Origin of the sequence: Micromonospora sp. NPDC005298 (genome assembly GCF_040607375.1) — a bacterium.
In the GTDB taxonomy this organism is placed as follows: Bacteria; Actinomycetota; Actinomycetes; order Mycobacteriales; family Micromonosporaceae; genus Micromonospora.
Genome location: NZ_JBEXGP010000001.1, coordinates 529,291 through 553,665, shown reverse-complemented (window position 1 = coordinate 553,665; position 24,375 = coordinate 529,291). Strand labels below are relative to the sequence as shown.

The following is a 24,375-nucleotide window of genomic DNA, read 5'->3' as shown; positions in this document are numbered from 1 at the left end:
GATCGAGCACGATCATGCGAGCTCTGGTCGCGGTCAGCCCAAGGGCTGCCAGGGCCAGGCCGGGGATCGCGGGCCGGGCGGGGACGGAGGACCGGCGGGCGGGTGGGACCTCTGCGGCGTTACGGGCGGGGGCGGACGGGCACCACCAGGGGGCCGTGGGCTCCCGGCACCACCCGCACACTGGCCCGGTAGTGGGTGGCGAGCAGGTGCTCGGTCAGCACCTCGTGCGGGGTTCCGGAGGCCACCACCCGGCCGTCGGCGAGCATCACCAGGCGGTCGGCGTACTCGCCGGCCAGGGACAGGTCGTGCATGGTGGCGAGCACCGTGAGGCCATGTTCACGGCGGAGCTCGTCGACCACTTCCAGCACCTCCTGCTGGTGGCCGATGTCGAGGGCGCTGGTCGGCTCGTCCAGCAGCAGCAGTGTCGCGCCCTGGGCCAGCGCGCGGGCCAGGAAGACCCGCTGCCGCTCGCCGCCGGAGAGGGTGGCCAGTTCGCGCCGGTGGAAGCCGACGAGGTCCAGGCGGTGCAGCACCTCCTGTGCGGCGTCCACGTCGGCGGCCGACTCCCGGCCCAGCGGCGGGATGTACGGGGTGCGGCCGAGCAGCACGTAGTCCAGCACCGACATGCCGGGCGGTACGACCGGGGACTGCGCCACGGTGGCCACCACCCGGGCGCGGTCCCGGCGACGTAGCGCGGCGCTCGGCGTACCGAAGAGGGTGATGGCTTCCGGCGCGGGCAGCAGGCCGCCGATGGCGCGCAGCAGGGTCGATTTGCCGGCGCCGTTCGGGCCGATCACGGTGACCCACTCGCCGGCGGCGACGGTGAGATCGACGCCGGCGAGGACCGGTGTGCGGTCCAGGCTGACGTGCAGCCCCCGCACCTCGACGGCCGGCACCGCAGCGCCGCCCTGGTCGGAGTTCACGTGAGCACCCGCCGTGCGGTGCGCAGCACGAGGACGAAGAACGGGCCGCCCAGCAGCGCGGTGACCACCCCGATCGGCACCTCGGCCGGCGCGGCGGCGGTACGGGCCACCACGTCGGTCAGCGCCAGGAACGCGCCGCCGAACAGCAGCGACAGCGGCAGGATCACCCGGTAGCTCGATCCGGCGAGCAGCCGGACGGTGTGCGGCACGATGATGCCCACGAAGCCGATCAGCCCGGTGGCGGAGACCGCGGCGGCGGTGCCGAGGGACGCGGCGGCGATCAGCAGGTAGCGGGAGCGCTGCGGGTGCAGGCCGAGGCTCTTCGCCTCGTCGTCGCCGACCGCGAGGACGTCCAGCTCGCGGCGGTGCAGCAGCACCACCACGGTGGTCAGCGCGGCGTAGGGCAGCACCAGCAGCACGTCGTGCCAGCCGGCGGTGGCGAGCCGGCCGAGCAGCCAGGAGTAGACCGGCTGGATGCTGTCCGAGTGCCGCTGGAGCAGGTACGTCTGCCCGGCGGAGAGGAACGCGGAGACCGCCACCCCGGCCAGGATCAGCATCGCCGGGGACCGGCTCCGGCCACCCGCTCCTCCGAGCACGTACGTCATGGTCACGGCGAGCAGCGAACCGGCGAACGCGGCCAGCGGGATGGTCAGCGGCAGCCCGGAGAGGGAGCCTTCCCGGCCGGCGCCACCGAGGGCGATCACGGCGGTGACCGCGAGGCCCGCACCGGCGGCGACCCCGAGCAGGTACGGGTCGGCCAGCGGGTTGCGGAACACGCCCTGGTAGCAGCCGCCGGCGAGGGCGAGCAGGCCACCGACGAGCAGGCCCAGCACGACCCGGGGCAGCCGCAGCTCGGTGACGATCGCGGCCTCGCGCTCGGAGAGCCCGCTGTCGAGGTGCACGCCGGGGATCAGGTTGAGCAGTTCGGCGGCGACGCTGCCCGGTGGCAGGCTCACCGGCCCGAGGGACACGCCGGCGACAAGCGCGACGAGGACCGCGATCACCCCGGCGACCAGCCAGCGTTTGCGCAGCCCGGCCGGCCGGACCACGGACGGCGGCCCGGTGGGCCGGGCCGCGGAGAGCGGCCCGGTCACCGATTGACGACTGTCACGCGGGCACCTTGGCGACCGCGTCGATGATCACCCGGAGCAGGTCCACGACTCGCGGCCCCCAGCGGGAGGCGACGTCGTCGTCGAGCGCGACCACCTGCTTGTTCTTCACCGCGGTGAGCCCGGCCCAGCCGCTGCGGGCCGCGACCGTGTCGGCGTTCTGCTGGCAGCACTTGGAGTCGGCCAGGAAGACGAAGTCCGGGTTGGCCTTGACGATGAACTCCTGGGAGAGCTGCGGGTAGCCGGCGCTCTTGCCGTCCGCGTCGGCCGGGTCGGCGATGTTGGCGAGACCGACCTGGCTGTAGAGCGAGCCGATGAAGGTGTTGCTCGTCGCGCTGTACAGCTCGGGGCCCAGCTCGTGGTAGTAGGTGAGCTTCTCGGCGCGCTGCGGCAGGTCCTTGACCAGCTTGGCGATGTCGTTCTTCATTCCGGTGGCGACGTCGGCGGCCTGGTCGGCGTGCCCGGTCAGCGTGCCCAGCTCGGTGATCTGCCGGTATGTGTCGTCGAGCGTGGTGGCCGCCGGGGTCTGGTACACCGGGATCTTCAACTTGCCGAGCTGCTCGACGATCTTGTTGCGGTCGTCGGAGAGCACCACCAGGTCGGGGTTCCTACCGGCGATGGCCTCGGCGTTCGGCTGGAAGGCGGAGAGGTCACTCTTGGGCACGTCGGCCGGATAGTTGGACTGGTCGTCGACGGCTGTCACCTGCGGGCCGGCACCGATCGCGAAGATCATTTCGGTGGCGGTGGGCGACAGCACGACGATCTTCTCGGGGCGCTTGTCGAGGGTGAGCGCGCCGACCGTCACCGGGAAACTGGCGGCCGCGGTGCCGGTGGTCGGCTCGTCGTCGGCCTTCTCGGCGCAGGCGCCGAGGGCGAGCGCGGCGACCGCGAGGGTCGCGGCGAAGAGCCGAGGGGTACGTCTGAACATGGGGCCTCCTGTCGGTCGAGGAGTGTGGTGCTTCGCCGACAGGGACTTTCGTACGCCCGCCCACGAGGCGCCCTTCCTCGAGAGCGCGTGTCGCGACCGGTCCGCAGGCGACCTGGCTCGTCCCCACCGTCGGGCGGGGCATCACAGTTGCGGGACAGCGCCGGGTTGAGCACCGGCTTCGCTGCGGACTGGTCGGTAAGACGGTAGCGCACCGACCCGACGTGCCGGATCGATCAAGGGCCGATCGACGACGCGCGATACCTGGACCGGCGCGCATCGAGGGATATGTCCCGGATCGGGAGGCTCGGGAACGGGTGGCGGGGCCCCGCCGGGGGCGGAACGGGGCCCCACCCGATCAGGAGGAGGTGATGGTGACGTTGTCCACAGCCGCCTCGACGAGGCTGGCACCCGAGGCGTCCGCCGCCTCGACGAGGATGCGGACGGACTGGCCGGCGTACGGGGTGAGGTTGAGGTTCGCCACCGCCCAGCTCCCGTTGCGGTTGGTAGCCGCTCCGGCCTGGGTGAGCAGGGCCGTGGTGCCACCGTTGTGCACCACGCTGATCCGCAGGTAGTCCGCCGAGGACGCGTTCGAGCCGTGCGCCAGGTACCAGGCGAGGGAGAGGGTCAGCGTGCCGGACGACGGTAGGGTCACCGCCGGCGACCGGGCGCTCGTCACGCCGCCGTCGAGGTCGTAGTCACCGGCCGCCGATCCGGCAAGCCGCCCGGTGACCAGGTCGTTGGCGCCGGCGTACGGGGTGAGCTGCTTGGCGCCGGAGGACGTGGTCGCCTGGGCGGCACCCCGCTCGAGCGCCCCGGCCGTGGCGGTGTCGGTGCCGGACGGGTTGATGGTCCAGCCGGTGGCCGTCTCGAAGGTGTCCGACCAGACGGTGGTTCCGCCGCCACCGGTGCCGCAGTACTGCGCCTGCTTGCCGATGGCCCGGTACGGGCAGTCGGCGTACTCGCTGAGCAGCAGCACGGCCTCGCGGTTGCGGCTGGTCTGCGCCGGAATCACCTCGTCGGGCGGGTAGAAGCCGCCGCCACCGGACGATCCCGGGTACATCTCGAAGGTGTACGCCCAGATGTTGTGGGTGGCCCACATCCAGTCGAGGCTGTCCCCGTCGGTGATGTAGAGATCACTCGACTGCTCCGGGGTGTAGTTGTTGGTGGCCGCCATCTGCTGGCCGATGGTGGCGAAGGTGTTGTACTGGTCGGCGCTCATCCCGGTGGCGGTGTTCGCGGTGGTGTAGCCGTACGGCCAGAGCACCAGCTGCGAGTACGTGTGGAAGTCGATGTTCGCCTTGATCTGCTGGGCGCCGCCGACCACGCGGCTGTTGACGAAGTTGCGCAGCGCCTGCGTCTCGGGGGCGGAGAACGCCGACGGGCCGCGGTAGGTCTCCGACGAGGTGCTGCCGGACGAGCCGCCGCAGCAGCCCCAGTTGTAGCCCCAGTTGCGGTTCAGGTCGGTGCCGACGTTCGACGAGCCGCTGTTGGGTTGCCGGTTCTTGCGCCAGGAGCGGTACGACCCGGTGGCGATGTCGTACTCGCTGCCGTCCGGGTTGACAGTCGGCACGATCCAGATCTCCCGACTGTTGACGATGTTGGTGATCCGGGAGTCACCGCCGTAGCTGTCGGTGAAGAGGTTGAGCAGGTAGATCGCCATCTCGACGGTCAGGTGCTCGCGGGCGTGCTGCTGGGAGTTGAACAGGATCTCCGGCTCGTTCTCGTCGGTGCCGACGTTGTCGGAGATCTTCACCGCCATCAGGTCGCGGCCCTCGTACGACGTACCAATGCTGATCTTGCGGGCGATGGCCGGATGGTCGGCGACGACCTGGTTCACGACGGCGGTCAGCTCCGCGTAGTCGTGGTAGTTGGAGTCGGCGGGCGGGAAGGCCAGCGTGCCGACGTCGCCGGCGCCGCGTTCGGCGTTCGGCGGCGGGGCGAGCGGTTCGAGCCGGAAGCCGAGTTTGCCGATCGCGGCGGCCTCACCGGCGGTGGCCGAGATGTGCAGGACGCCGTGCTCGGAGTAGTCGATGGCGGCTCCGGTTCGGGCCACCGCGTTGCGGTCGGCGAGGGTCCGGGGCCCGAGCACCCGGTAGCTGGCGGCGGCCGGCTCCGAGTTCCGGTCCGGTGCCGGTCGGGCGGCGACCGGTCCGGTGGCGACGGTGACGATTCCCAGCCCGGTGACGACGGCGAGCACCAGGGCACGGCGGAGACGGATGGGCGTGCGGAGGGCCATGGACTTCCTCCTCGGTCGGCGGGAGATCCCGCTCGGTGGAGGACACTTCACCATCTGTCACATGGTCATATCAATATCGATCTCTGCCTTGAGCATCCCAGGTGGATCATCATGGCGGCAACGATTTTCCATCCGTGAACATATGGCGAAACTTCCCTCCAAGCGGAACACTGACCAGCGACGATGCCCCTCTCGACACCGCGGAGCACCCATGGCCAGATCCCGCCTGCACGCGGCCGCCCTCGCCGGCGTCACCGCGCTCACCCTGCTCGCCACCGCCGCGCCCGCCACCGCGGCCCGCCCGCCCGCCACCGTCCACGACGAGCAGATCACCTTCCAGGACTGGGCCGGCCCCGCCGACTGGCACCGGGGCAGCCGGAACGGCACCCGCGTCGTGCCCGGCGCCCGAGCGGGCGTCACCCTGGCCCGCCCCGCCGGCACCGTCGAGTACGCGGACCCGCACACCGGCGTCACCCGCACCTGGGAGTACGGCACCTGGACGTCGCCGGTGACCCGGGTCGGGTTCGACGCCACCGAACTGATCGCCTCCTGGAACGCGGAGACCCCCGCCGGCACCTGGATCCAGGTGGAGATGCAGGGCAGCTACACCAGCGGCGACCAGACCCCGTGGTACGTCATGGGCCGCTGGGCGTCCGGCGACACCGACATCAAACGGACGAGCGTCGACCGGCAGGGCGACCCCTGGTCGACGATCTGGACCGACACCTTCAGCATCGACGACGCCGACGCCGGGGTGCTGCTGCGGTCGTACCAGCTGCGGTTGACCCTCTACCGGGCACCCGGGCAGACCGCCGCGCCGGTGGTCCGGATGGTGGGCGCGATGAGTTCCACGGTGCCGGACCGGTTCACCGTCGCGCCGAGCGCCGGGCACATCGCCTGGGGCGTCGAGCTGCCGGTGCCGCGCTACTCGCAGAACGTGCACGCCGGGCACTACCCCGAGTACGACGGCGGCGGCGAGGCCTGGTGCTCACCCACCTCCACCGAGATGGTCGTCGAGTACTGGGGGCGCGGCCCGTCGCCGGCCGACACCTCCTGGGTGGACCCGACCTACCCCGACCCGACCGTCAACCACGCCGCCCGGATGACCTACGACTACGAGTACGACGGCGCCGGCAACTGGCCGTTCAACACCGCGTACGCGGCCAGCTACCCGGGCCTAGAGGGGCGGGTCACCCGGCTGCACTCACTCGACGAGGTGGAACGCTTCATCGCCGCCGGCATCCCCGTGGTGACCAGCCAGTCCTTCCTCGCCAGCGAGCTGGACGGGGCGAACTACGGCACCTCCGGGCACCTGTTCGTGGTGGTCGGGTTCACCGCCGACGGTGACGTGATCGTCAACGACCCCGCCTCGTCCAGCAACGACGTGGTGCGCAACGTCTACAAGCGCGCGCAGTTCGAGCAGATCTGGCTGCGGACCAAGCGCACCAACGCCAGCGGCGGCACCTCCGGCGGTTCCGGCGGCGTCGCGTACCTGATCAAGCCGATCTCGAAGCCCTGGCCCAAGGTCCCCGGCTCCACCAACTGGTAGGCCCCTGCGTGTTGATCAAGAGGTTCGCGTCACCGGAAGCCATCCTGGTGACACGAACCTCTTGATCAACGCTGGGAGTCGGGACCCTCGGCGGGCGGGGTGGTGGTCTGGTCGTCACCGGCCAGCGCCGAGCGGAGGCGTTCCTTCTCGCTGCGGCGGCGCTCGGCGGCGTCGGCCATCTCGCCGGCCATCTCGTCGCGCCAGCCCCGCAGGAGGAAGAACGAGAGCGCGGCGGAGAACGCCAACGCCAGCATCAGCTTCAGGAACACGTTCATGTCGACAAGCCAGAGGGCCGCCAGCACGGCGACGAACAGCCCGATCCGACCCAGCGTGTACTTGACCGCCGCGCTCACCCGCACCACTCCGTTCTCTCGTCAGCCGCCACTGCCGGCGGGAAGATCACTCCGCCCGGCGGGCGGCCCCGGTCAGCCGGTCCGGCGGGCCAGCCAGCGGACGCCCGGAAACCACACGGTCGCGTACGCCACGGTGAACGCCGCCGCCGCCAACGAGCCGGACAGCAACGGCGGCAACCCGGCACCCAACCCGGCGATCACCAGGCCGGCGAACACACCGACGGCCGCCGCGACGATCGCCGCCACCACCCGCGCCGCGCCGAACTCCCACGCCCGGAAGTCGTCCCAGAACAGCCAGGCCGGAAGGATCACCGCCAGCCAGCCGTTCGTGTGACCGAAGTCGCCGGCGCCGACCGAGGCGAACGCCCAGTCGAACAGCACCAGCGCCAACGCGCCGATGACCACGCCGGCAAGGCACACCCCGAGCAGGTCACCCAGGGTACGGATACGCCCCTGCGCGTCCCGGCGGGGAAACCCGCCCTGCTGCTCGGAACCGCTCTGCTCGGTCATCGACTGCGAGGGTACGTGGTGGCTCAGGCCCAGACCTGCTGCGGCTCGGCGCGGCGCTCGGCCAGCGACGGAGCCTTGTCGTACTCCCGGACCACGTTGTAGCGGGTGTCCCGCTCGACGGGCTGGAAGCCGGCGTCCCAGATCAGGTGCAGCAGGTCGTCGCGGTGCATGGTGTTCGGGGTGCCGTACGAGTCGGCATCGTGGGTGATCTTGTATTCGACGACCGAGCCGTCCAGGTCGTCCACGCCGAAGTTCAGCGACAACTGGGCCACCGACAGCCCGTGCATCACCCAGAAGTTCTTCACGTGCGGCACGTTGTCGAACAGCAGCCGGGAGACCGCGAACGTCTTCAACGACTCGGCCGGCGAGGCCATCGTGGTGCGCGCCTGGATCCGGTTACGGATCTTGCCGTCCGCCGAGTCCACGAAGTCGTGCTGGTAGCGCAGCGGGATGAAGACCGCGAAGCCGCCCGTCTCGTCCTGCAACTCGCGCAGCCGCAACACGTGGTCGACGCGGTGCCGGGGCTCCTCGATGTGGCCGTACAGCATGGTCGCCGGCGTCTTCATGCCCTTGCTGTGCGCCAGGGCGTGGATGCGCGACCAGTCCTCCCAGTGGCAGGCGTGGTCGACGATGTGCTGACGGACCTCCCAGTCGAAGATCTCCGCGCCACCGCCGGTCAACGACTCCAGGCCGGCGTCCATCAGCTCGTCGAGGATCTCGTCGGCGCTCAGCCCACTGATCTTCTCGAACCACTGCACCTCGGTGGCCGTGAAGCACTTGAGCTTGACGTTCGGCAGCGCCGCCTTCAGCTCCCGCAGCACCTTCGGGTAGTACCGCCACGGCAGCGTCGGGTGCAGGCCGTTGACGATGTGCAGCTCGGTGAGCTGCTCACCCTCCATCTCCTTGGCCTTACGGACCGCCTCGTCGATGCGCATCGTGTACGCGTCCTTCTCGCCCGGCTTGCGCTGGAACGAGCAGTACGCACAGGACGCCGAGCAGACGTTCGTCAGGTTCAGGTGCCGGTTGACGTTGAACATCACCCGGTCGCCGTTGAGCTCGGTACGCCTGTGGTGCGCCAACCGCCCCAACCAGGTCAGGTCGTCGCTCTCGTAGAGGGCCACCCCGTCCTCGCGGGTCAGCCGCTCACCGGCGTACACCTTCGCTTCGAGCTCACGCTTGAGTCCGGCGTCCATGCCACGTCCCTTCCACCTGCGGTCGGATCGAGCGTACGTCGGGACGCCGATCGGCCCGGCGGCACGGTCGCCGACAGCGATCCACTTCACCAGACTCTCAGCCTCCTGTAACCCGGCCACGCATCGACATCGGTGCCGGCGTGCGGTAGTAACAAGGTGGGGCGGAACACACACACTGGTACCGTCCCGTCGGCCGCGCCCACCGAGCGCGGCGAAGAGCAGTCGGACGGGGAGCGGAATGGTCTACAGCGGGCGCGGGCGACGGCAGCGACGACGGAGCCCGGTGATCTCCCCGGTCCTGCGTCCGAAGCTCTGGGCCGCCCTGCTCGGCGCGATCGCCGCAGCCGTGCTTGCCACCCCCGCGTACGCCGAGCCCGGCGTACCCACGACGGTGCCGGACACCGGCGCCCGTCCGCCCGCGATCGGGGCGCTCCAGGTGCCCGGCGGAACGCCGGTGGCCGGCGTTTCCGCCCCGCCGCTCGTCAACCTCGGCACCGGCCCGCTCGCCGCGCAGATCTCCGCCGGCGAGGTCCAGGTCGGCGCGCTCGGCGACGCGCTGCTGCTGAGCCAACAGAGACGCACCGCCGCGCAAGCCCAGCTCGACGCCGCCGGGAAGGCGCTGGAGACCGCGCAGGACGCCCTGCTGCGGGCCCAGCAGGCAGCCGACGTGGCCGCCGCGGACGCGGTCAAGGCCGCCGCCGCGCTACCGCCCGGCGACCTCGCCCGGGACATTCAGGGGCTGAGCCGGCTCCAGCAGATCACCCGGGGCGAGAAGGTCGAGGGCGGTACCACGGGCGTCGCCGGCGAGCTGTCCCGCGCCCGCGCCGCCGAGCAGACCGCGTACCAGGCCCACGCGGCGGCCAAGGCCGGGCTCGACGCCGTCCAGGCCGAGTTCACCGCCGGCGAGACGGCGCTGCGCACCGCCGAGGCCAGCCTGCTCAAGCTGCGCAGGGACAACGCCGCACTGCTGGTCGAGATCGAGCGCCAGCAGGAGGCCACCGAGCAGCAGCTCGGCGCGGGCTACGTCGCCGGTCAGAACGTGAGCGGCATGGCCGCGCACCCGCGGGCGCTGGCCGCCGTCCGGTACGCGCTGGCCCAGCTCGGCGACCCGTACAAGTGGTCGGAGGAGGGCCCGGACCGGTTCGACTGCTCGGGCCTGATGTGGGCGGCGTACCGGTCACCGGGAGCCGACTACTTCGACCTGCCCCGCGTCTCCCGCGACCAGTACGCCGCCACCCGCAGTCGGACGGTGCCGCAGACCGCGCTGCTCCCCGGCGACCTGCTGTTCTTCGCGTCCGGCAGCAGCTACACCACGATCCACCACGTCGGCATGTACATCGGCAACGGCAAGATGGTGCAGGCGCCCACCACCGGCGACGTCGTGAAGATCTCCGTCGTGAGCTGGTCCCGGCTCTACGCCGCCACCCGCGTGATCGGCGCCGTGCCGGCCCCGCCGACCATCCCGACGATCCCGGTGCCTCCGAGCAAGCCGCCGACGTCGCCGAAGCCGACGCCCAGCACGACGCCGACCAAGAAGCCCACCGCGACGCCGACGCCGACCAAGACGGTCACGCCGCCCCCCACACCCACCGACACCGCGACGCCGACGCCGACGCCGACGCCGACCAAGACGGTCGACCCGACCCCTTCGTCCAGCCCTTCGAGCAGCGCGCCGCCGACCACCGCACCGGCCAGCACCGCCCCTTCCGGTACGCCGGAGGCGAGCCGCAGCGGAACGGCCAGTGACAGCCCGTCGGGCAGCCCGAAGACGGGGAGCTGAGGCGCCACGACGGACTCCGGCTGTCCGCTCGGGGCGATCTGTGGCACCGTGACATCCAGGCACATCCGGCTCGACGTCACGGGTCCGGGTGCGAGCGTGGCACGGAGGGCGGAGATGGCCGAGCAGAAGGATCCGGCGGAGACTGTCGACCCCGTCGTCGATCGGGCTGACCCGCCGGAGGCAGGCGTCACGGAGTCGACGCCCGACCCCGAGGCCAGCTCGTCCGACGACGCCGCCGGCAGCGACGTTCCGGCCGACAACGCCGCGAACAGCGACGCTCCGGCCCACGACGCCGCCAGCACCGACGCTCCGGCCGACAACGCCACCAGCACCGACGCTCCGGCCGACGACGCCGCAAAGGCGACCGCACCCGACGCGGGGCAGGCGGCCTCCCCTGGGGCCGACGCCGGGTCACCGGCGCCGGTTCGGGCCCGGGCCACGGTTCCCACCGCTGGCGCCCTGCTCGGCGACCTCCCGGCCGCCGCGTCGGCGACCGCGACCACCTACCGTGCGACCGGGTCCGCCAGCCCGGCCGGCGTCCCGCTGCCCGGCCAGCGGGACGGCTCGTCCGCCCCGGCAGCCCGGGCCAGTGCCACGGTGCCCAGCAGCAGCCGGGTCGCGGCCGGCGCCATCGGCACCCCGGAAGCGCGGGCGAGCACGCCGGCCGTCTACCGCTCCGCCCCGGTGAACACCGAGCCTCCCGAGCCGGCGCAGCCCCCGGAGCCGGCCCAGCCGCCCGTGCCGCCGACCCCCGAGCCGGAACCGGCCCCCGCGCCGCCCGGCCCGGGGCCGACCGAGCCGTCACCACCCGAGCCCGTGCCCGCGCCGAGCCCGGGGCCGTACCCTCCCGCGCCGATGCCGACGCCGGACCCTCGACCCACGCCGCCACCCAACCCGGTCCCGCCCGTTCCGGGCCCACCCGTCCCACCGCCCGCGCCGGTGCCACCCGTGCCGGGTCCCCCGTCGCCGCCGGTACCCGGGCCGCCCACTCCGCCGCCCGGCCCGCCCGTGCCGGCGCCACCGCCGTCTCCCGGCCCGATGCCGGCACCTCCGTTCCCGCCACCGCCGGCGATGTCCCACCTACCGGGGGTACGGGCAACCGCCTCGGCCTCCGCGCCTCCGGCGGGCCGGACGTCCGCGATGTCGACCTCCGGCGCCGGCTGGGCCGGGGCACCCGCCTCCGCGCCGCCGGTGGTGCCCGCGCCCGCACTGCCCGCGTGGCCGCCGTCCACCGCCGGGGCCGCGCCGTCCACGGTCCACGGCAGCGACGCCGCCCGACCGACCACCCCGCCGACCACGCCTGCGGGACGGGCCACGCCCGGCGCCCGACGCGGGCGGCCGGATGGCGGCGCCGACCTGGCCGGCACCGTCTACGGCGGCGGGGAGGGGCCGGGCTTCGCCACGATCGCCATGCCCGCCAACGCGGTGGAGAATTCCGGTTCCCTGACCGGGCACATCCTCGCCCAGGGTTGGGCGGACACGCCGGCCGACCGACCCCGTACGACGCGTGTCCTGCTCGTCCTGGCCGCCGCGTTGGGGCTGCTGGTGGCGATCAGCGTCCTGGTGGTTCTGCTGGCCAACAACGCTCTGGACGGCCTGATGGGCGACGTGCTCAACAGCTGAGTCAGCGGGGGCCGATGGTGAGTCGGCCCACTACCGTCGGCCATGCGGCTGGCGAGTTCGACGAACCGCCGTACACTTGTCGAGATCACTGACCTGGCGCGCGTGGTGCGCGCCCATGGGCGATCTTGCGGGCGATCCGGCGACAACAGCCGCGGCAGGCCATCGCGAAGATGCGCCCCGCTCGAAAGGCATTTGTTGACCACCTCTGCTGACCCCAGCATCGTTCCGTCCGTTTACGACCCCGCCGTCCAGGCCACCGAGGCCGCACCGGCTCCGGTCGACGCCGCACCGGCGGAGATCGACTTCGCCGCGCTCGGCCTGCCCGAGCCCCTGGTCCGCGCGTTGGCGCGGCAGGGCATCACCGCCCCCTTCGAGATCCAGCGGGCCACCGTGCCCGACGCGCTCGCCGGCCGCGACGTGCTGGGCCGCGGGCAGACCGGGTCGGGCAAGACGCTCGCCTTCGGCCTGCCGGTGCTGGCCCGGGTCGCCGCCGGCCGGCCGGCCCGGCCGATGCGGCCGCGCGCCCTGGTCCTGGTCCCGACGCGCGAGCTGGCCATGCAGGTCAACGACGCTCTGCTGCCGCTTGGCAAGTCCCTCAACGTGTTCCTGAAGACCGCCGTCGGCGGGGTCCCCTACGACCGCCAGATCGACGCGCTGCGACGCGGCGTGGAGATCATCGTGGCGACGCCGGGTCGGCTCGGCGACCTCATCGAGCGGGGCATCTGCCAGCTCGACGACGTCGAGGTGACGGTGCTCGACGAGGCCGACCAGATGGCCGACATGGGCTTCCTGCCGGAGGTGACCGAGCTGCTGGCCAAGACGCCCGCGAACGGTCAGCGGCTGCTCTTCTCGGCCACCCTCGACGGTGACGTCGACGCGTTGGTCAGGCGGTTCATGAACGACCCGGTGACCCACTCGACGGCGCCGTCCACCGCCTCGGTGTCCACCATGGACCACCACATGCTGCTGATCCCGCCGCACGAGAAGTTCCCGGTGGCGGCCTCCATCGCCGCCCGGGACGGCCGGACCATGGTGTTCGCCCGCACCCAGCTTGGTGTGGACCGGCTGGTCGAGCAGCTCGCCGCGGTCGGCGTACGGGCCGGTGGCCTGCACGGCGGCAAGACCCAGCGGATGCGCACCAAGACGCTGGCCGAGTTCCGTGAGGGCCGGATGAACGTCCTGGTCGCCACGGACGTGGCCGCCCGGGGCATCCACGTCGACGGCGTCACCCTGGTGCTGCACGTCGACCCGCCGAAGGACCCCAAGGACTACCTGCACCGCGCCGGTCGCACCGCCCGGGCCGGCGAGTCGGGCGCCGTGGCCACGCTGGTGCTGCCCAAGCAGCGACGGACCACCCTGGCGATGATGGAGAAGGCGGGCGTCGCGCCGGCCGAGACCCGGGTCCGGGTCGGCGACCCGGCGTTGGCCGAGCTGATCGGTGCCCGCGAGCCGAGCGGAGTTCCGGTCCGGGTGGAGGCGGAGCCGCGCGGCTACGGTGACCGCTCGGGCGGCTCGCGTCGGTTCGACGACCGGTCCGGTGGCCCCCGCCGCTTCGGCGACCGGCCGCAGGGTGAGCGCCGCTACGGGGACCGCCCCACCGGCGAGCGCCGCTTCGGCGACCGACCCACCGGCGAGCGCCGCTTCGGCGACCGGCCCACGGGTGACCGGCAGTACGGCGACCGTCCGCAGGGCGAGCGCCGCTACGGCGACCGGCCCACCGGCGAGCGCCGCTTCGGCGACCGTCCGCAGGGTGACCGGGACAGCCGGCCGTCCGGCGAGCGGCGCTACGGCGACCGGGCGACCGGCGACCGGCAGTACGGCGACCGGCCGCAGGGCGAGCGCCGCTACGGCGACCGCCCGCAGTTCGGTGACCGGGACGGCCGGGGCGACCGGCCGCAGGGCGAGCGCCGCTACGGCGACCGGCCCACCGGCGAGCGGCGCTTCGGCGACCGTCCGCAGGGTGACCGGCCGGCCGACGAGCGCCGGTTCACCGACCGACCGGCCGGTGAGCGTCGCTTCGGCGACCGCGACACCCGGGGTGGCTTCCGCTCCGAGGGCCGTGGCCGGGACGACCGGCCGCGCGACGATCGGCGCGGCTTCGGCGGGCGGCCGCCGGCACGTACCCACTGATCCTCTGATCCACCCGAACGCCGTCGCGGAGCGCCTGCTCCGCGACGGCGTTCGCGCATGGCCTGCCGATGTCGGCGTGGTCGCGTAACGTCCGGCTCATGCCGACCATGCCGAAGTCGATCTTCTGGTCCCGGACGGACACCGCCGGCAGCGAGCAGGTGCTGCTCGACGACGGCAACGGTCTCGCGGCCCGGGGCACCCTGCTCGCCGTCGACCCGATCCCGTGGACGGCCCGCTACCAGGTGGCCACCGCACCGGACTGGAGCACCACCCGGGTGGAGGTCGAGGCCGAGGGGTCGGGCTGGCTGCGCCGGGTGACACTGGAACGGGCCAGCGGCCGGTGGCGGGTGACGACCGCCGAGCAGGGCGACCTGGACGCCGCCCTGGTGGCGGCCGGTCATCCCCGCGCCGGCCTGCCGGGCACCGACGATCCGGATCGGCTTGCCGACGCCCTCGACGTGGACCTGAGCGGGTCGCCGCTGTTCAACGCCCTGCCGTTCCACCGGCTGGGGATGGCCGCCCAGGCCGCCGACATGCCCCGCCGGATCACCGTCGCGTGGGTGCTGCTGCCCGGTCTGGAGGTGGTGGCGGCCGAGCAGACGTACACCGGGCTCGGGCCGGGCCGGGTGCGGTTCGCCAGCGGCACCTTCACCGCCGACATCGACGTGGACGCCGACGGGTACGTGGTGCGCTACCCGGGGCTGGCCGAACGGATCGACCCGCGCTGAGCGCTCAGGCGGGCCATTCGCCGCTGGTCAGGAACCGCTCGACGGTGGCCAGGTGCGGTGCCAGGTCGAGGCCCTGGGCGGCCACCCAACTGTCGGCGTAGTACGAGTCGGCGTACCGGTCGCCGGGGTCGCAGATCAGGGTGACGACCGAGCCGGTCCGCCCCTCGGCGAGCATTCCGGCGATCAGGCCGAACGCGCCCCACAGGTTGGTGCCGGTCGAGCCGCCGACCCTGCGGCCGAGCACCGCCGAGCCGGCCCGCATGGCGGCGATCGACGCCGCGTCCGGCACCTGGACCATCCGGTCCACCACGGATGGCACGAAGGACGCCTCCACGGTGGGACGGCCGATGCCCTCGATCCGGGAGCCCCTGCCGGTGCGTACGGACCAGTCGGCGGCGAGCCAGGCCGGGTAGAACGCGGAGTTCTCCGGGTCGACCACGCAGAGTTTGGTGGGCAGCCGCTGGTACCGGGCGTACCTGCCGATTGTGGCGCTGGTGCCGCCGGTGCCGGCGCCGACAACGATCCAGGCCGGGATCTGGTGCCGTTCCAGTTCCATCTGCGCGTAGATCGACTCGGCGATGTTGTTGTTGCCCCGCCAGTCGGTGGCCCGCTCGGCGTACGTGAACTGGTCCATGAAGTGCCCGCCGCTGTCCTCGGCCAGCCAGCGGGCCTCGACCACCACGCTGGCCGGGTCGTCGACGAGGTGGCACCGGCCGCCCTGGAACTCGATCTGGGAGATCTTCTCCGGCGAGGTCGAGGCGGGCATGACGGCGATGAACGGCAGGCCGAGCATCCGGGCGAAGTACGCCTCGGAGACGGCGGTGGACCCGGACGACGCCTCGACGATCGTGGTGTGCGGCCCGATCCAGCCGTTGCAGAGCGCGTAGAGGAACAGCGAGCGGGCCAGCCGGTGCTTCAGCGAGCCGGTCGGGTGTGACGACTCGTCCTTGAGGTAGAGGTCGATCCCCCACGCCCGGGGCAGCGGGAACGGCAGCAGGTGGGTGTCGGCGGAACGGTTCGCGTCCGCCTCGACGGCGGCGATCGCCTCGGTCACCCAGGTCCGGCTGGCCTCGTCGCACCGGTCGAGATGAGTCACGCCGGAAACCTAGCAAGCAGCCCTGAGGTGGTCAGCTCCGGTCCGGTGGGGTGGTCCGGCGCAGTTGGCGGCGCTGCCCGGCCCGGCCGGCGGCCCGGATGACCGGTGTCAACGCGACGGCCAGCCGGGGCAGCGCGTCCAGCAGCCGGACCTGCGCTCCCCGCCAGCGGGGCAGGCTGACCACCGGGCGTGGCCTGCGGGCCAGCCGGACCGCGCGGGCGGCGACGCGCTGCGGGGTCAACATCGAGCCGGTGAACGAGGCGAGCGCTCCCGGGTCGTCCAGCCGGTCGTGCAGCATCGGGGTCCAGATGCCGTCCGGGCAGAGGCAGGAGACGTGCACCCGCCGGTACCCGGCCATCCGCAGGTCGGTCAGGGTGCCGAGGCTGAACGCCAGAAGCGCGTGTTTGCTGGCCGCGTACACCGTCTCGCCGGGCGCGGCGATCAGCCCGGCCAGCGACACGACGTTGAGGACGTGGCCGTGGCCCTGCTCGCGCATGAGCGTGAGCGCGGCCAGGGTGCCGTTCATCGCGCCGAAGGTGTTCACGTCGAGCACCCGGCGGCGGGTCCGCGCGTCGTGTTCCCAGGCCGGGCCGGTGACCAGGATGCCTGCGTTGTTGACCCAGAGGTCGAGGCCACCCCGGGTCGCCGCCGTCGCCGCGATCTCGGCGCAGGCCGCCTCGTCCCGTACGTCCAGGGCGGCCGACCACCCGCCGAGCGGCGCGGCGGCTGCGGCCACCGCCGTGGCGTCGAGGTCGGTGAGCAGCACCGACCAGCCGTCGTCGTGCAGTGCGGCCGCGATGGCGCGACCCAGGCCGCCGGCAGCCCCGGTCACCACGGCCGTGCCACGTCCGGGTGAGGTCATCGGCGCACGCTACCGCCGGTCGGCGGGGTGGCACCAGGGGTACGCGCTCAGGGAGCCGTCGGGCCGACCGGCTGGGGGCGGTTCTCCCACTTGGTGCTCAGGGCGATGGCGGTGCGGGTGGAGGCGACCCCGGGCGTCCGGTTGAGTCGTACGATCAGCTGCTCCAGCTCGGCGATCGTGCCGACCCGCGCCTTGAGCAGGAACGACTCCACGCCGGCCATGAAGTAGCAGGACTCGATCTCGGGCAGTACGCGCAGCGACTCGAGCATGTCGTCGGAGTCCGCCCCGGAGTCCTCGACGATGCCGATCAGCGCGGTCACGCCGAGCCCGATGGCCTCCGGCTCCACGTCCGCGCGGTAGCCCCGGACCACGCCGCTGCTCTCCAGCTTGCCGACCCGCTCGTGGACGGCGGGGGCGGAGAGTCCGACCTGCCGGGCCAGTTCGGCGTACGACAGGCGGGCGTTGCCGCGCAGCAGGTCGACGAGGCTCAGGTCGATGGCGTCCACGGAGAGTGACCTTAACCGGTTGGGCGTAACGCGAAGCCTTCGGCATCAGTTGCACACAGCAGTGAGTAACTGTTCACAAACCGTCAGTCAAGGTAGGGGTTGCACCAGTACCATTTACTAACTTCCCACTCAGTGCATTTTTCGCGTTTGGCGGACACGCCAGGTCCCTGGTGCTGTAATTGCCATACGTCCCTCATGACGGCTCTGGGCTCGCACCAGCCGGGGGCAGTGTGTTCAGCCAGGGGCTTCGTCGACGCGAGGAGGGGGCTGTGGACACTGGAGATCGCCTGCTGACACCGGGTGAGGTCGCCGCGCTGTTTCGGGTGGACCCGAAGACTGTGACGAGATGGGCGGCGGCCGGCCGGATAGGAAGCATCCGGACTCCAGGCGGGCATCGCCGGTTTCGGGAATCCGAGGTGCGGGCCCTGCTTGAGGGGGAGGGCATGCTGGACGAGGTGGACGAGGTCGGAAAACCACGCAACGTGGGACCGGCCGCATCCACCGGGCCGGGTCCGGCCAACGCCGGCATGTACTGAACTGGTGCGGACATCGTCACGCGGACCGGGCGTCAGTCCGGTCCGCGTACCGCTGCGACGGTCAGCGGGGCGGTACGGCCGAGCGGGCTGAGCCGAGCTGGCCGGACCACCGCCGGAACAGGGTGTGCGGGACGCCGAGCGCGTCCAGCACCTTGCCGGCCACGAAGTCGACCAACTGCTGGGCACTGGCCGCCGCGCCCGCTCCGTAGAAGCCGGGGCTGGCCGGCAACACCACCGCCCCGGCGTCGTGCAGCGCGATGAGATGCTCCAGGTGGCTCCGGGTCACCGGCGTCTCCCGGGGCACCACCACCACGGGCCGGCGCTCCTTGAGGTTCACCTCGGCGGCCCGTTGCAGCAGATCCTTGGACAGCCCGATCGCGATGCCGGCGCAGGCCGCCGTGCTGGCCGGGACCACCGCCATTCCGCGTACCCGGTAGGAGCCGCTGCTCGGCCCGGCCGCGAGGTCGCCCGCCGGCCAGTGCCGCACGTCCGCGTCGGTGAGGTCCCGCCCGAGCCAGCCGGCGAGGTCCTCGGTCCAGTGCGCGTCGCGGAACGGCCGACCGGTCTCGTCGAGCACGGTGAGCCGCGCCGCCCGGGACACGATGAGGTCCACCGGCTGCCCCGCGTCGAGGAGTCCGCCAATGACCGCCGCCGCGTACGGCGTTCCGGAGGCCCCGGAGACACCGACCACCCATGGTTCGCGCATCCCCCCAGCCTGCCTGGTCGGAGTCGACGCCGCGCCGGTGCCCCCGTACCGGCCCGTCCGACCCGCCACGGACATCATCGACGGCCGATTTCTGAGATGCTCGGGCGGGCGGATCACCGCACCGCAGCGACCGGAGGGGCGGTACGACCGATGACGGCGGCGGCAGCCCGCACACTGAGTGCCGAATGTCCCCTTCCCTCGCGGTGTTCCCCCCATGCCCAGGCGACCCAGGAGTGGCTGGCCGGCTGGGTGCGCCACTTCGACCTGCCGCTGGACGACGTCGCCCTGCGCCGGCTGGACGCCGCTCGCATCGCCTGGTACGCAGGCCGGCTCTACCCCGACGCCAGCGTCGCCGACCTGCGCACCGTCGCCGCCCTGTGGACCTGGTTCTTCCTGCTCGACGACGCCTGCGACGGGCCGGGCGGGGCCAGCGGGGCGGACGTGGCGGCGTTGCGGGCCGGGGTGCTGGACGTGCTGCGCCGCGGCCCGCGCGCCCGCCCGGCGGGGTTCCGGGGACCACTGCGCCGGATGCTCGCGGACGCGTGGCAGGCGCCCCGGGCCCGGATGTCGTTGCCGTGGCAGCGGCGTTTCGCCGACGCCGTCGCCCACCACCTGGCCGGTGACCGGACGGAGGCGGAGAACAAGACCCGGGGCCACCGTCCCGGTGTCAGCGAGTACGTCGAGCTGCGCCGGGCCACCTCGGCGGCGTACGTGTCGTACACCATGATCGAGTTCGTCTCCGGTCACGCGTTGCCGGACGCCGTCTACCACCACCCGGCGCTGCGGGCACTGGCGGCCACCGGCAACGACCTGCTCTCCTGGTTCAACGACCTGGTGTCGTTGGAGACGGATCGGGTCACGTCGGGCGGGCACAACCTCGTGTTGGCAATCGCGCGGGAGCAGCGCCTGCCGGAGGAGCGGGCCGTGGAGGCGGCGGTGGGTCGCTGGCTGGCGACGATGCGGCGGTTCATGGAGCTTCGGGCCACGATCCCGTCCTTCGGCCCGGAGCTGGCCCCGGCGGTGGCCGCGCACGTGGAGGGGGTCGCCCGCTCGGTGCGCGGCACGATCGACTGGTCACTGGAGAGCGGCAGGTATTCGGCATCCCGGAGTTGACCGGGGGTGCGGTTCCAGCTCACCGGGCGCGCCGGTCGGCGAGGGTGTTGAGCAGCGCGGCGCCGGTGCCGGCGTCGGTGACCGTGACGACGATCGAGCGCCCGCCGGTCCGTTCGACGAGCAGCCCCTCACCCTTGCGCAGGACGATGCCGAGGCGGCCGCCGCGGCCCACCCGCCAGCCCCAGCCGCCGAACTCGCGCAGCGGGTGGACCTGGACGACGCTGGCGCGGAGCACCTCGTCGAGGGGGACGTGGGTACGCGGCCACCCGGCCGACGATCGGACGAGGAGGCCGGTCTCGTCGACCCGGACGGTGAAGGCGAACATCGCCACGAACACCCCGACCAGCAGCGCCGCGACGATCAGCAGACCCCACACACCGCTGACGACGGCGAGCGTGACCAGGACGACGATGGCCACGGCGCCCAGGGCGATGCCCGGTCCGGCGTCGGTGCGCCCGATCCAGGCCGCCCGCTCGTTCACGGCAAGCGGGACGCGGGGTGCCTCGGGCGAGACGGGGTCCTCGGCCGGCTGAGGCGGGTCACCGGGCAGGAGCAGGCCGACGAGCACGGCCGGAACGAGGGAGCCGACGGTCGCCAGGGTGATTGCCCCGCCGATTCCGCCGGCTTCGCGCGCGTCGGCCAGCCCGAGCTGGACGTGCAGTGTGCCGAGCTGGATCAGGGCCAGGAAGAGCGCGACCCAGATGGTGGTCGCCGCGCCGACGCGGCGGTTCGCCGCCGACTGCCCCCACAGGGTCGTGACCGCGCCGAAGCCGAGCACCAGGAGTGCGCCCAGGCCGAAGCCGACCCAGAGGACGGCACCGAGGGACATGAAGCCGTCGGGGCGACCCCGGCCTCCCCAGTGCGTCGCGACCGGATCGGGCAGGTCGGCACGCCAGGTGAGGGCCACGGCGGCGGCCACGGCCAGGATCGCGAGCCCGCAGACGGTGACCGTCAGGCCGACCCGGCGCATCCGCTGGACCTGGGCGCGGGGCGGCTCGGTGGCGGTGGTCATGATGAGAACGCCTCCTTCAGGAGCGTGGCGGTGGCTTCCGGGGAGAAGCGCAGGGCACGCGCCTCGCGCACCACCTCGTCGATGGCGGCCAGCAGGTTGGCGTGGTCCGCCGCGGGTCGGGCGGTGACGATGGCACCGCGACCGCGTCGCAGCTCGATCAGCCCGTCGTCGCGGAGCAGTTGGTAGGCCCGGAGCACGGTGTGCACGTTGAGATCGAGCGACGCGGCGAGCTCCCGGGCGGCGGGCAGCCGCTCACCGTGCTGGAGCGCGCCCTGTGCCACGGCGAGGCGGACCTGCGTGACGAGTTGGGCGAAGAGCGTCTCATTCAGCGTGGGGTCGATGCGGAAGAGCATGGCTAAAGAATGCTTGTTCTAGTGTAGATAGAACAAGTATCGCGTGGCGGCAGCGGCTAGCCGCGCAGCCCCAGCCGCACCACCAGGTCGAGCAGGGCGAACACGAACAGCGCGATGCCCACGAACCCGTTGGCGGTGAAGAACGCCCGGTTGACCTTGCTCAGGTCGGTCGGCGTCACCACCAGGTGCTGGTAGCCGAACGCGACGGCGGTCAACGCCAGACCGACCCACCAGAGCCAACCGAATCCGACAAGCGCCCCGAACCAGACGAAGAGCGCGAACGTCACCACATGCGCGACGGTGGAGGCGTGCAGCGCGAACCGCCGGCCGTACCGGGCGGGAACGCTGTGCACGCCGATCTCCTGGTCGATCTCGGAGTCCTGACAGGCGTAGATCAGGTCGAATCCGCCGATCCACAGTCCGACGGCCGCGCCGAGCAACCACGCCGGCCACGAGCCGTCCAGGGTGCCGGTGACCGCCAGCCAGGCACCCACCGGGCCGACCGCCTGGGCGATCGCCAGGATGGCGTGCGGCCAGTTGGTGAACCGCTTGCCGTACGGGTAGACCACCAGCGGCACCACGGCCAGCGGCGCCAGCACCAGGCAGAGCGGGTTGAGCAGCGCGGCGGCGGCGAGGAACACCACGAGCGCGACGGCCGCGCCGGTCCAGGCCGTCCGCACGCTCACCGCCCCGGTGACCAGTTCCCGATTGGCGGTACGCGGGTTCCGGGCGTCGATCCGCCGGTCGAGGATCCGGTTGGCGGCCATCGCGAACGTCCGCGCCCCGACCATCGCCACGGTGATCAGCAGCAGGTCGAGCCACCGAACCCGCCCCCCGTTGACCTGCATGGCGGTCAACGCCGACAGAAACGCGAACGGCAACGCGAACACGGAGTGCTCAATAGCGACGAGCTTGAGGAAGGACTTGACCCGGCCCGGCTTCTCGGCCGGTGCGTCGAGGACGGCCATCAGATCCCGTACTCCTTCCAGCGCTTGTCGACCAGGGCGGTGACCTCCGGGGCCATCCTCATCTCCTCCGGCCAACCGCGGGTGTAGCCCTCGGTGGGGAGTTTGCGGGTCGCGTCGATGCCCGCCTTGCCACCCCAGAACTGCTGGTACGAAGCGTGGTCGAGGTGGTCCACCGGACCCTCGGTGAGCAGCAGGTCCCGGGCGTAGTCGACGTTGCCGAAGGCGCGGAACGCCACCTCGTTGTAGTCGTGCACGTCGCAGTCCTCGTCGACGATCACGATCAGCTTGGTCAGGGACATCATGTGCGCGCCCCAGATCGCGTTCATGACCTTCTGCGCGTGCTTCGGGTAGCGCTTGCGGATCGACACGATCGCGCAGTTGTGGAAGACGCCGGCCGCCGGCAGGTCGTAGTCGACGATGTCCGGGATCAGGAAGCGCAGCAGCGGCGCGAAGATCCGCTCGGTGGCCTTGCCGAGACCGTGGTCCTCCTGCGGCGGCTGCGACGTGACGATCGAGTGGTAGACCGGGTCGCGCTGCATCGTCATGCACTCGATGTGCATGACCGGGAACGGCTCCACAGGCGTGTAGAAGCCGGTGTGGTCGCCGAACGGCCCCTCCGGCATCCGTTCGCCCGGCTCGATGTAGCCCTCCAGCACGATCTGCGCGTGCGCCGGCACCTGCAACGGGACGGTCAGGCAGTCCACCATCTCGACGCGTTCGCCGCGCAGGAACCCGGCGAACAGGTATTCGTCGATCTCGGCGGGGAGCGGCGCGCTCGCCGAGTAGGCGACCGCCGGGTCGGCGCCGATGGCGATGGCCACCGGCAGCCGCTGCCCGAGCCGCTCGGCGACCGCGTGGTGCGCCGTGGAGTTCTTGTGGATCTGCCAGTGCATGCCGATCGCGTTGTGCGAGTGCTGCTGGAGGCGGTAGAGCCCGAGGTTGCGCTTGCCGGTCTCCGGGTGCTTCGTGTGGGTGAGCCCGAAGTTGTGGAAGATCCCGCCGTCACCAGGCCAGATCTGCAAACCCGGAAGGCGGTTGAGGTCGACGTCGTCACCCCGGTAGACCACCTGCTGGCACGGGGCCGTCCTGACCTTCTTCGGCGGCATCGACGTGAGCTGCCTGACCTTGCCGAGGCCGCCCATCATGCCCGAGAAGCCCTGCGGCAGCTCCGGCTTGAGCATCTCGCCGATCCGGTCGCCGATCTCGTCGAGCGAGTCGACGCCGAGGGCCATCGCCATCCGCTTCTCGGTGCCGAACAGGTTGATCGCCACCGGCATCTCACCCCGGGTGGGGCGTTCGAAGAGCAGCGCCGGCCCGCCGGCCCGGACCGTCCGGGTGACCACCTCGCTGATCTCCAGGGTGGGGTCGACCGGGACGTCGACCCGGCGCAGCTCCCCCGCGCGCTCCAGCGCCGCGAGGAAGTCCTTGAGATCGGTGTACGGGAAGCCACGAGCCGCCATACCCGCCAGTGTCCCGCACCGGCTCCCGCACGACCCACGCCGGGTGCTGTGACATACACCCGGACGGTGGGCGGATCAGGCGGCGGGCTGCCAGGCGTGCGCGGCGAGCGGCGGGTCGAGCGGCGCGCGGGTGAGCCGGTTGGCGAAGGTCGACAGGGTGTACGCGCCGATGCCGAGCACCACGTCCAGCGCGTGCCGGGGCTGGTAGCCGGCGGTCAGGAAGTCGTCGAGCTCGTCGTCGGGCACCGCGCCCCGGTGGTCGAGCATGGCGAGCGTGAACCGGCGCAGCGCCTCCAACCGTGGCTCGGGCAGGACCGTGCCGGCACGCAGCGCGTTGATCAGCTCGGTGTCCGCGTCGAGCTGGGTGAGTTTGCCGGTGTGCAGGGCGACGCAGAAGTGGCATTCGTTGCTGGTGGAGACGGTCAGGATGACCACTTCCCGCTCCAGGGGCGTGAGGGCGGTCTGGTCGAAGCCCGCGCTGGCGGTGAGGAAGCCGGCCAGCAGCTGCGGCGACTCGGCCATCAGTGCCACCGGGGTGGGCAGCCAGCCGAACCGGCCGCGTACGGTCTCGACGGCCCGACGGGCGGCGGCGGGTGCGGTTTCGGCGGTGTGGGCGGTGAAGACGGACATGGGTCACCTGCTTCTCAAGTGGGACGGTAAGATGGTCAACGTGGTTGACGATATAGTAAACGTGGTTGTCG

The 24,375-nt window shown here is 72.3% G+C and carries 23 protein-coding genes; 7 read left to right on the top strand and 16 right to left on the bottom strand.

Annotated features, from left to right (window positions below; genetic code table 11):
- Positions 1 to 119: 119 nt before the first annotated feature.
- From ABZS77_RS02720 to ABZS77_RS02705, 4 genes are all read right to left on the bottom strand, one after another.
- Positions 120 to 896: an ABC transporter ATP-binding protein gene (locus ABZS77_RS02720; protein ID WP_354817125.1), complete on the bottom strand. Its 777-nt coding sequence runs from the start codon at positions 894 to 896 to the stop codon at positions 120 to 122.
- A gap of 23 nt (positions 897 to 919) precedes the next feature.
- Entirely contained in the window at positions 920 to 2,017 is a 1,098-nt protein-coding gene (locus ABZS77_RS02715; protein ID WP_354816048.1) for an iron ABC transporter permease, read from the bottom strand.
- 13 nt (positions 2,018 to 2,030) lie between these two features.
- Positions 2,031 to 2,960, bottom strand: coding sequence for an ABC transporter substrate-binding protein (locus ABZS77_RS02710; RefSeq protein ID WP_354816045.1), 930 nt, complete (start codon positions 2,958 to 2,960; stop codon positions 2,031 to 2,033).
- Between the two features lie 355 nt (positions 2,961 to 3,315).
- Positions 3,316 to 5,196, bottom strand: coding sequence for a M14 family metallopeptidase (locus tag ABZS77_RS02705; RefSeq protein WP_354816042.1), 1,881 nt, complete (start codon positions 5,194 to 5,196; stop codon positions 3,316 to 3,318).
- 211 nt (positions 5,197 to 5,407) lie between these two features.
- On the opposite strand from ABZS77_RS02705, the gene ABZS77_RS02700 reads away from it, so the two are divergent.
- Positions 5,408 to 6,745, top strand: coding sequence for a C39 family peptidase (locus ABZS77_RS02700; RefSeq protein WP_354816040.1), 1,338 nt, complete (start codon positions 5,408 to 5,410; stop codon positions 6,743 to 6,745).
- Positions 6,746 to 6,810: 65 nt separating this feature from the next.
- Here ABZS77_RS02700 and ABZS77_RS02695 read toward each other — a convergent pair whose 3' ends face one another.
- The 3 genes from ABZS77_RS02695 to mqnE form a co-directional block, all read right to left on the bottom strand.
- Entirely contained in the window at positions 6,811 to 7,098 is a 288-nt protein-coding gene (locus ABZS77_RS02695; RefSeq protein WP_354816037.1) for a DUF4229 domain-containing protein, read from the bottom strand.
- A 72-nt stretch (positions 7,099 to 7,170) separates the two neighbouring features.
- Positions 7,171 to 7,608: a hypothetical protein gene (locus ABZS77_RS02690; protein ID WP_354816034.1), complete on the bottom strand. Its 438-nt coding sequence runs from the start codon at positions 7,606 to 7,608 to the stop codon at positions 7,171 to 7,173.
- Positions 7,609 to 7,631: 23 nt separating this feature from the next.
- Entirely contained in the window at positions 7,632 to 8,801 is a 1,170-nt protein-coding gene (mqnE, locus tag ABZS77_RS02685; protein ID WP_139584067.1) for an aminofutalosine synthase MqnE, read from the bottom strand.
- Between the two features lie 238 nt (positions 8,802 to 9,039).
- Between mqnE and ABZS77_RS02680 the strand changes: the two genes are divergently transcribed.
- The 4 genes from ABZS77_RS02680 to ABZS77_RS02665 all read left to right on the top strand — a co-directional run bounded on the left by ABZS77_RS02680 (position 9,040) and on the right by ABZS77_RS02665 (position 15,062).
- Entirely contained in the window at positions 9,040 to 10,581 is a 1,542-nt protein-coding gene (locus ABZS77_RS02680; RefSeq protein WP_354816031.1) for a C40 family peptidase, read from the top strand.
- A 114-nt stretch (positions 10,582 to 10,695) separates the two neighbouring features.
- A complete protein-coding gene (locus ABZS77_RS02675; RefSeq protein ID WP_354816028.1) occupies positions 10,696 to 12,204 on the top strand; it encodes a hypothetical protein in 1,509 nt (502 codons plus the stop codon).
- A gap of 297 nt (positions 12,205 to 12,501) precedes the next feature.
- A complete protein-coding gene (locus ABZS77_RS02670; protein ID WP_354817122.1) occupies positions 12,502 to 14,334 on the top strand; it encodes a DEAD/DEAH box helicase in 1,833 nt (610 codons plus the stop codon).
- Between the two features lie 107 nt (positions 14,335 to 14,441).
- On the top strand, positions 14,442 to 15,062 hold the full coding sequence (locus tag ABZS77_RS02665; RefSeq protein ID WP_354817119.1) for a putative glycolipid-binding domain-containing protein: 621 nt from the start codon (positions 14,442 to 14,444) through the stop codon (positions 15,060 to 15,062).
- A gap of 4 nt (positions 15,063 to 15,066) precedes the next feature.
- On the opposite strand, the gene ABZS77_RS02660 is transcribed toward ABZS77_RS02665, so the two are convergent.
- From ABZS77_RS02660 to ABZS77_RS02650, 3 genes are read right to left on the bottom strand one after another with little or no spacing between them, the layout of a single operon-like run.
- The gene (locus ABZS77_RS02660) at positions 15,067 to 16,158 is read right to left on the bottom strand and encodes a PLP-dependent cysteine synthase family protein (protein ID WP_354816025.1); all 1,092 of its coding nucleotides are present in this window, start codon (positions 16,156 to 16,158) and stop codon (positions 15,067 to 15,069) included.
- A gap of 31 nt (positions 16,159 to 16,189) precedes the next feature.
- Positions 16,190 to 17,020, bottom strand: a complete 831-nt coding sequence (locus ABZS77_RS02655; RefSeq protein WP_354816022.1) for an SDR family oxidoreductase — start codon at positions 17,018 to 17,020, stop codon at positions 16,190 to 16,192.
- 47 nt (positions 17,021 to 17,067) lie between these two features.
- The gene (locus ABZS77_RS02650) at positions 17,068 to 17,526 is read right to left on the bottom strand and encodes an Lrp/AsnC family transcriptional regulator (RefSeq protein ID WP_354816019.1); all 459 of its coding nucleotides are present in this window, start codon (positions 17,524 to 17,526) and stop codon (positions 17,068 to 17,070) included.
- Between the two features lie 269 nt (positions 17,527 to 17,795).
- On the opposite strand from ABZS77_RS02650, the gene ABZS77_RS02645 reads away from it, so the two are divergent.
- The gene (locus tag ABZS77_RS02645; protein WP_007454516.1) at positions 17,796 to 18,062 is read left to right on the top strand and encodes a BldC family transcriptional regulator; all 267 of its coding nucleotides are present in this window, start codon (positions 17,796 to 17,798) and stop codon (positions 18,060 to 18,062) included.
- 61 nt (positions 18,063 to 18,123) lie between these two features.
- Here the strand turns inward: ABZS77_RS02645 and ABZS77_RS02640 are convergent, their stop codons facing one another.
- Positions 18,124 to 18,768, bottom strand: coding sequence for a UbiX family flavin prenyltransferase (locus ABZS77_RS02640; RefSeq protein ID WP_354816016.1), 645 nt, complete (start codon positions 18,766 to 18,768; stop codon positions 18,124 to 18,126).
- Between the two features lie 249 nt (positions 18,769 to 19,017).
- Here ABZS77_RS02640 and ABZS77_RS02635 point away from each other — a divergent pair, with 249 nt between their 5' ends.
- Entirely contained in the window at positions 19,018 to 19,881 is an 864-nt protein-coding gene (locus tag ABZS77_RS02635; protein WP_354816013.1) for a terpene synthase, read from the top strand.
- A 19-nt stretch (positions 19,882 to 19,900) separates the two neighbouring features.
- On the opposite strand, the gene ABZS77_RS02630 is transcribed toward ABZS77_RS02635, so the two are convergent.
- From ABZS77_RS02630 to ABZS77_RS02610, 5 genes are all read right to left on the bottom strand, one after another.
- The gene (locus ABZS77_RS02630; protein WP_354816010.1) at positions 19,901 to 20,893 is read right to left on the bottom strand and encodes a DUF1648 domain-containing protein; all 993 of its coding nucleotides are present in this window, start codon (positions 20,891 to 20,893) and stop codon (positions 19,901 to 19,903) included.
- Positions 20,890 to 21,246 carry a GntR family transcriptional regulator gene (locus ABZS77_RS02625; RefSeq protein ID WP_354816007.1) on the bottom strand — a complete coding sequence of 119 codons (357 nt, stop codon included), beginning with the start codon at positions 21,244 to 21,246 and terminating at the stop codon, positions 20,890 to 20,892. Before ABZS77_RS02625 ends, ABZS77_RS02630 begins: the two co-directional genes overlap by 4 nt.
- Positions 21,247 to 21,302: 56 nt before the next feature.
- Positions 21,303 to 22,214 carry a menaquinone biosynthesis prenyltransferase MqnP gene (gene mqnP / locus ABZS77_RS02620; protein WP_354816004.1) on the bottom strand — a complete coding sequence of 304 codons (912 nt, stop codon included), beginning with the start codon at positions 22,212 to 22,214 and terminating at the stop codon, positions 21,303 to 21,305.
- The gene (locus tag ABZS77_RS02615; protein ID WP_354816001.1) at positions 22,214 to 23,674 is read right to left on the bottom strand and encodes a menaquinone biosynthesis decarboxylase; all 1,461 of its coding nucleotides are present in this window, start codon (positions 23,672 to 23,674) and stop codon (positions 22,214 to 22,216) included. The genes mqnP and ABZS77_RS02615 overlap by 1 nt, the downstream gene beginning before the upstream one ends.
- Positions 23,675 to 23,749: 75 nt before the next feature.
- On the bottom strand, positions 23,750 to 24,304 hold the full coding sequence (locus ABZS77_RS02610) for a carboxymuconolactone decarboxylase family protein (protein WP_354815998.1): 555 nt from the start codon (positions 24,302 to 24,304) through the stop codon (positions 23,750 to 23,752).
- Positions 24,305 to 24,375 lie beyond the last annotated feature (71 nt).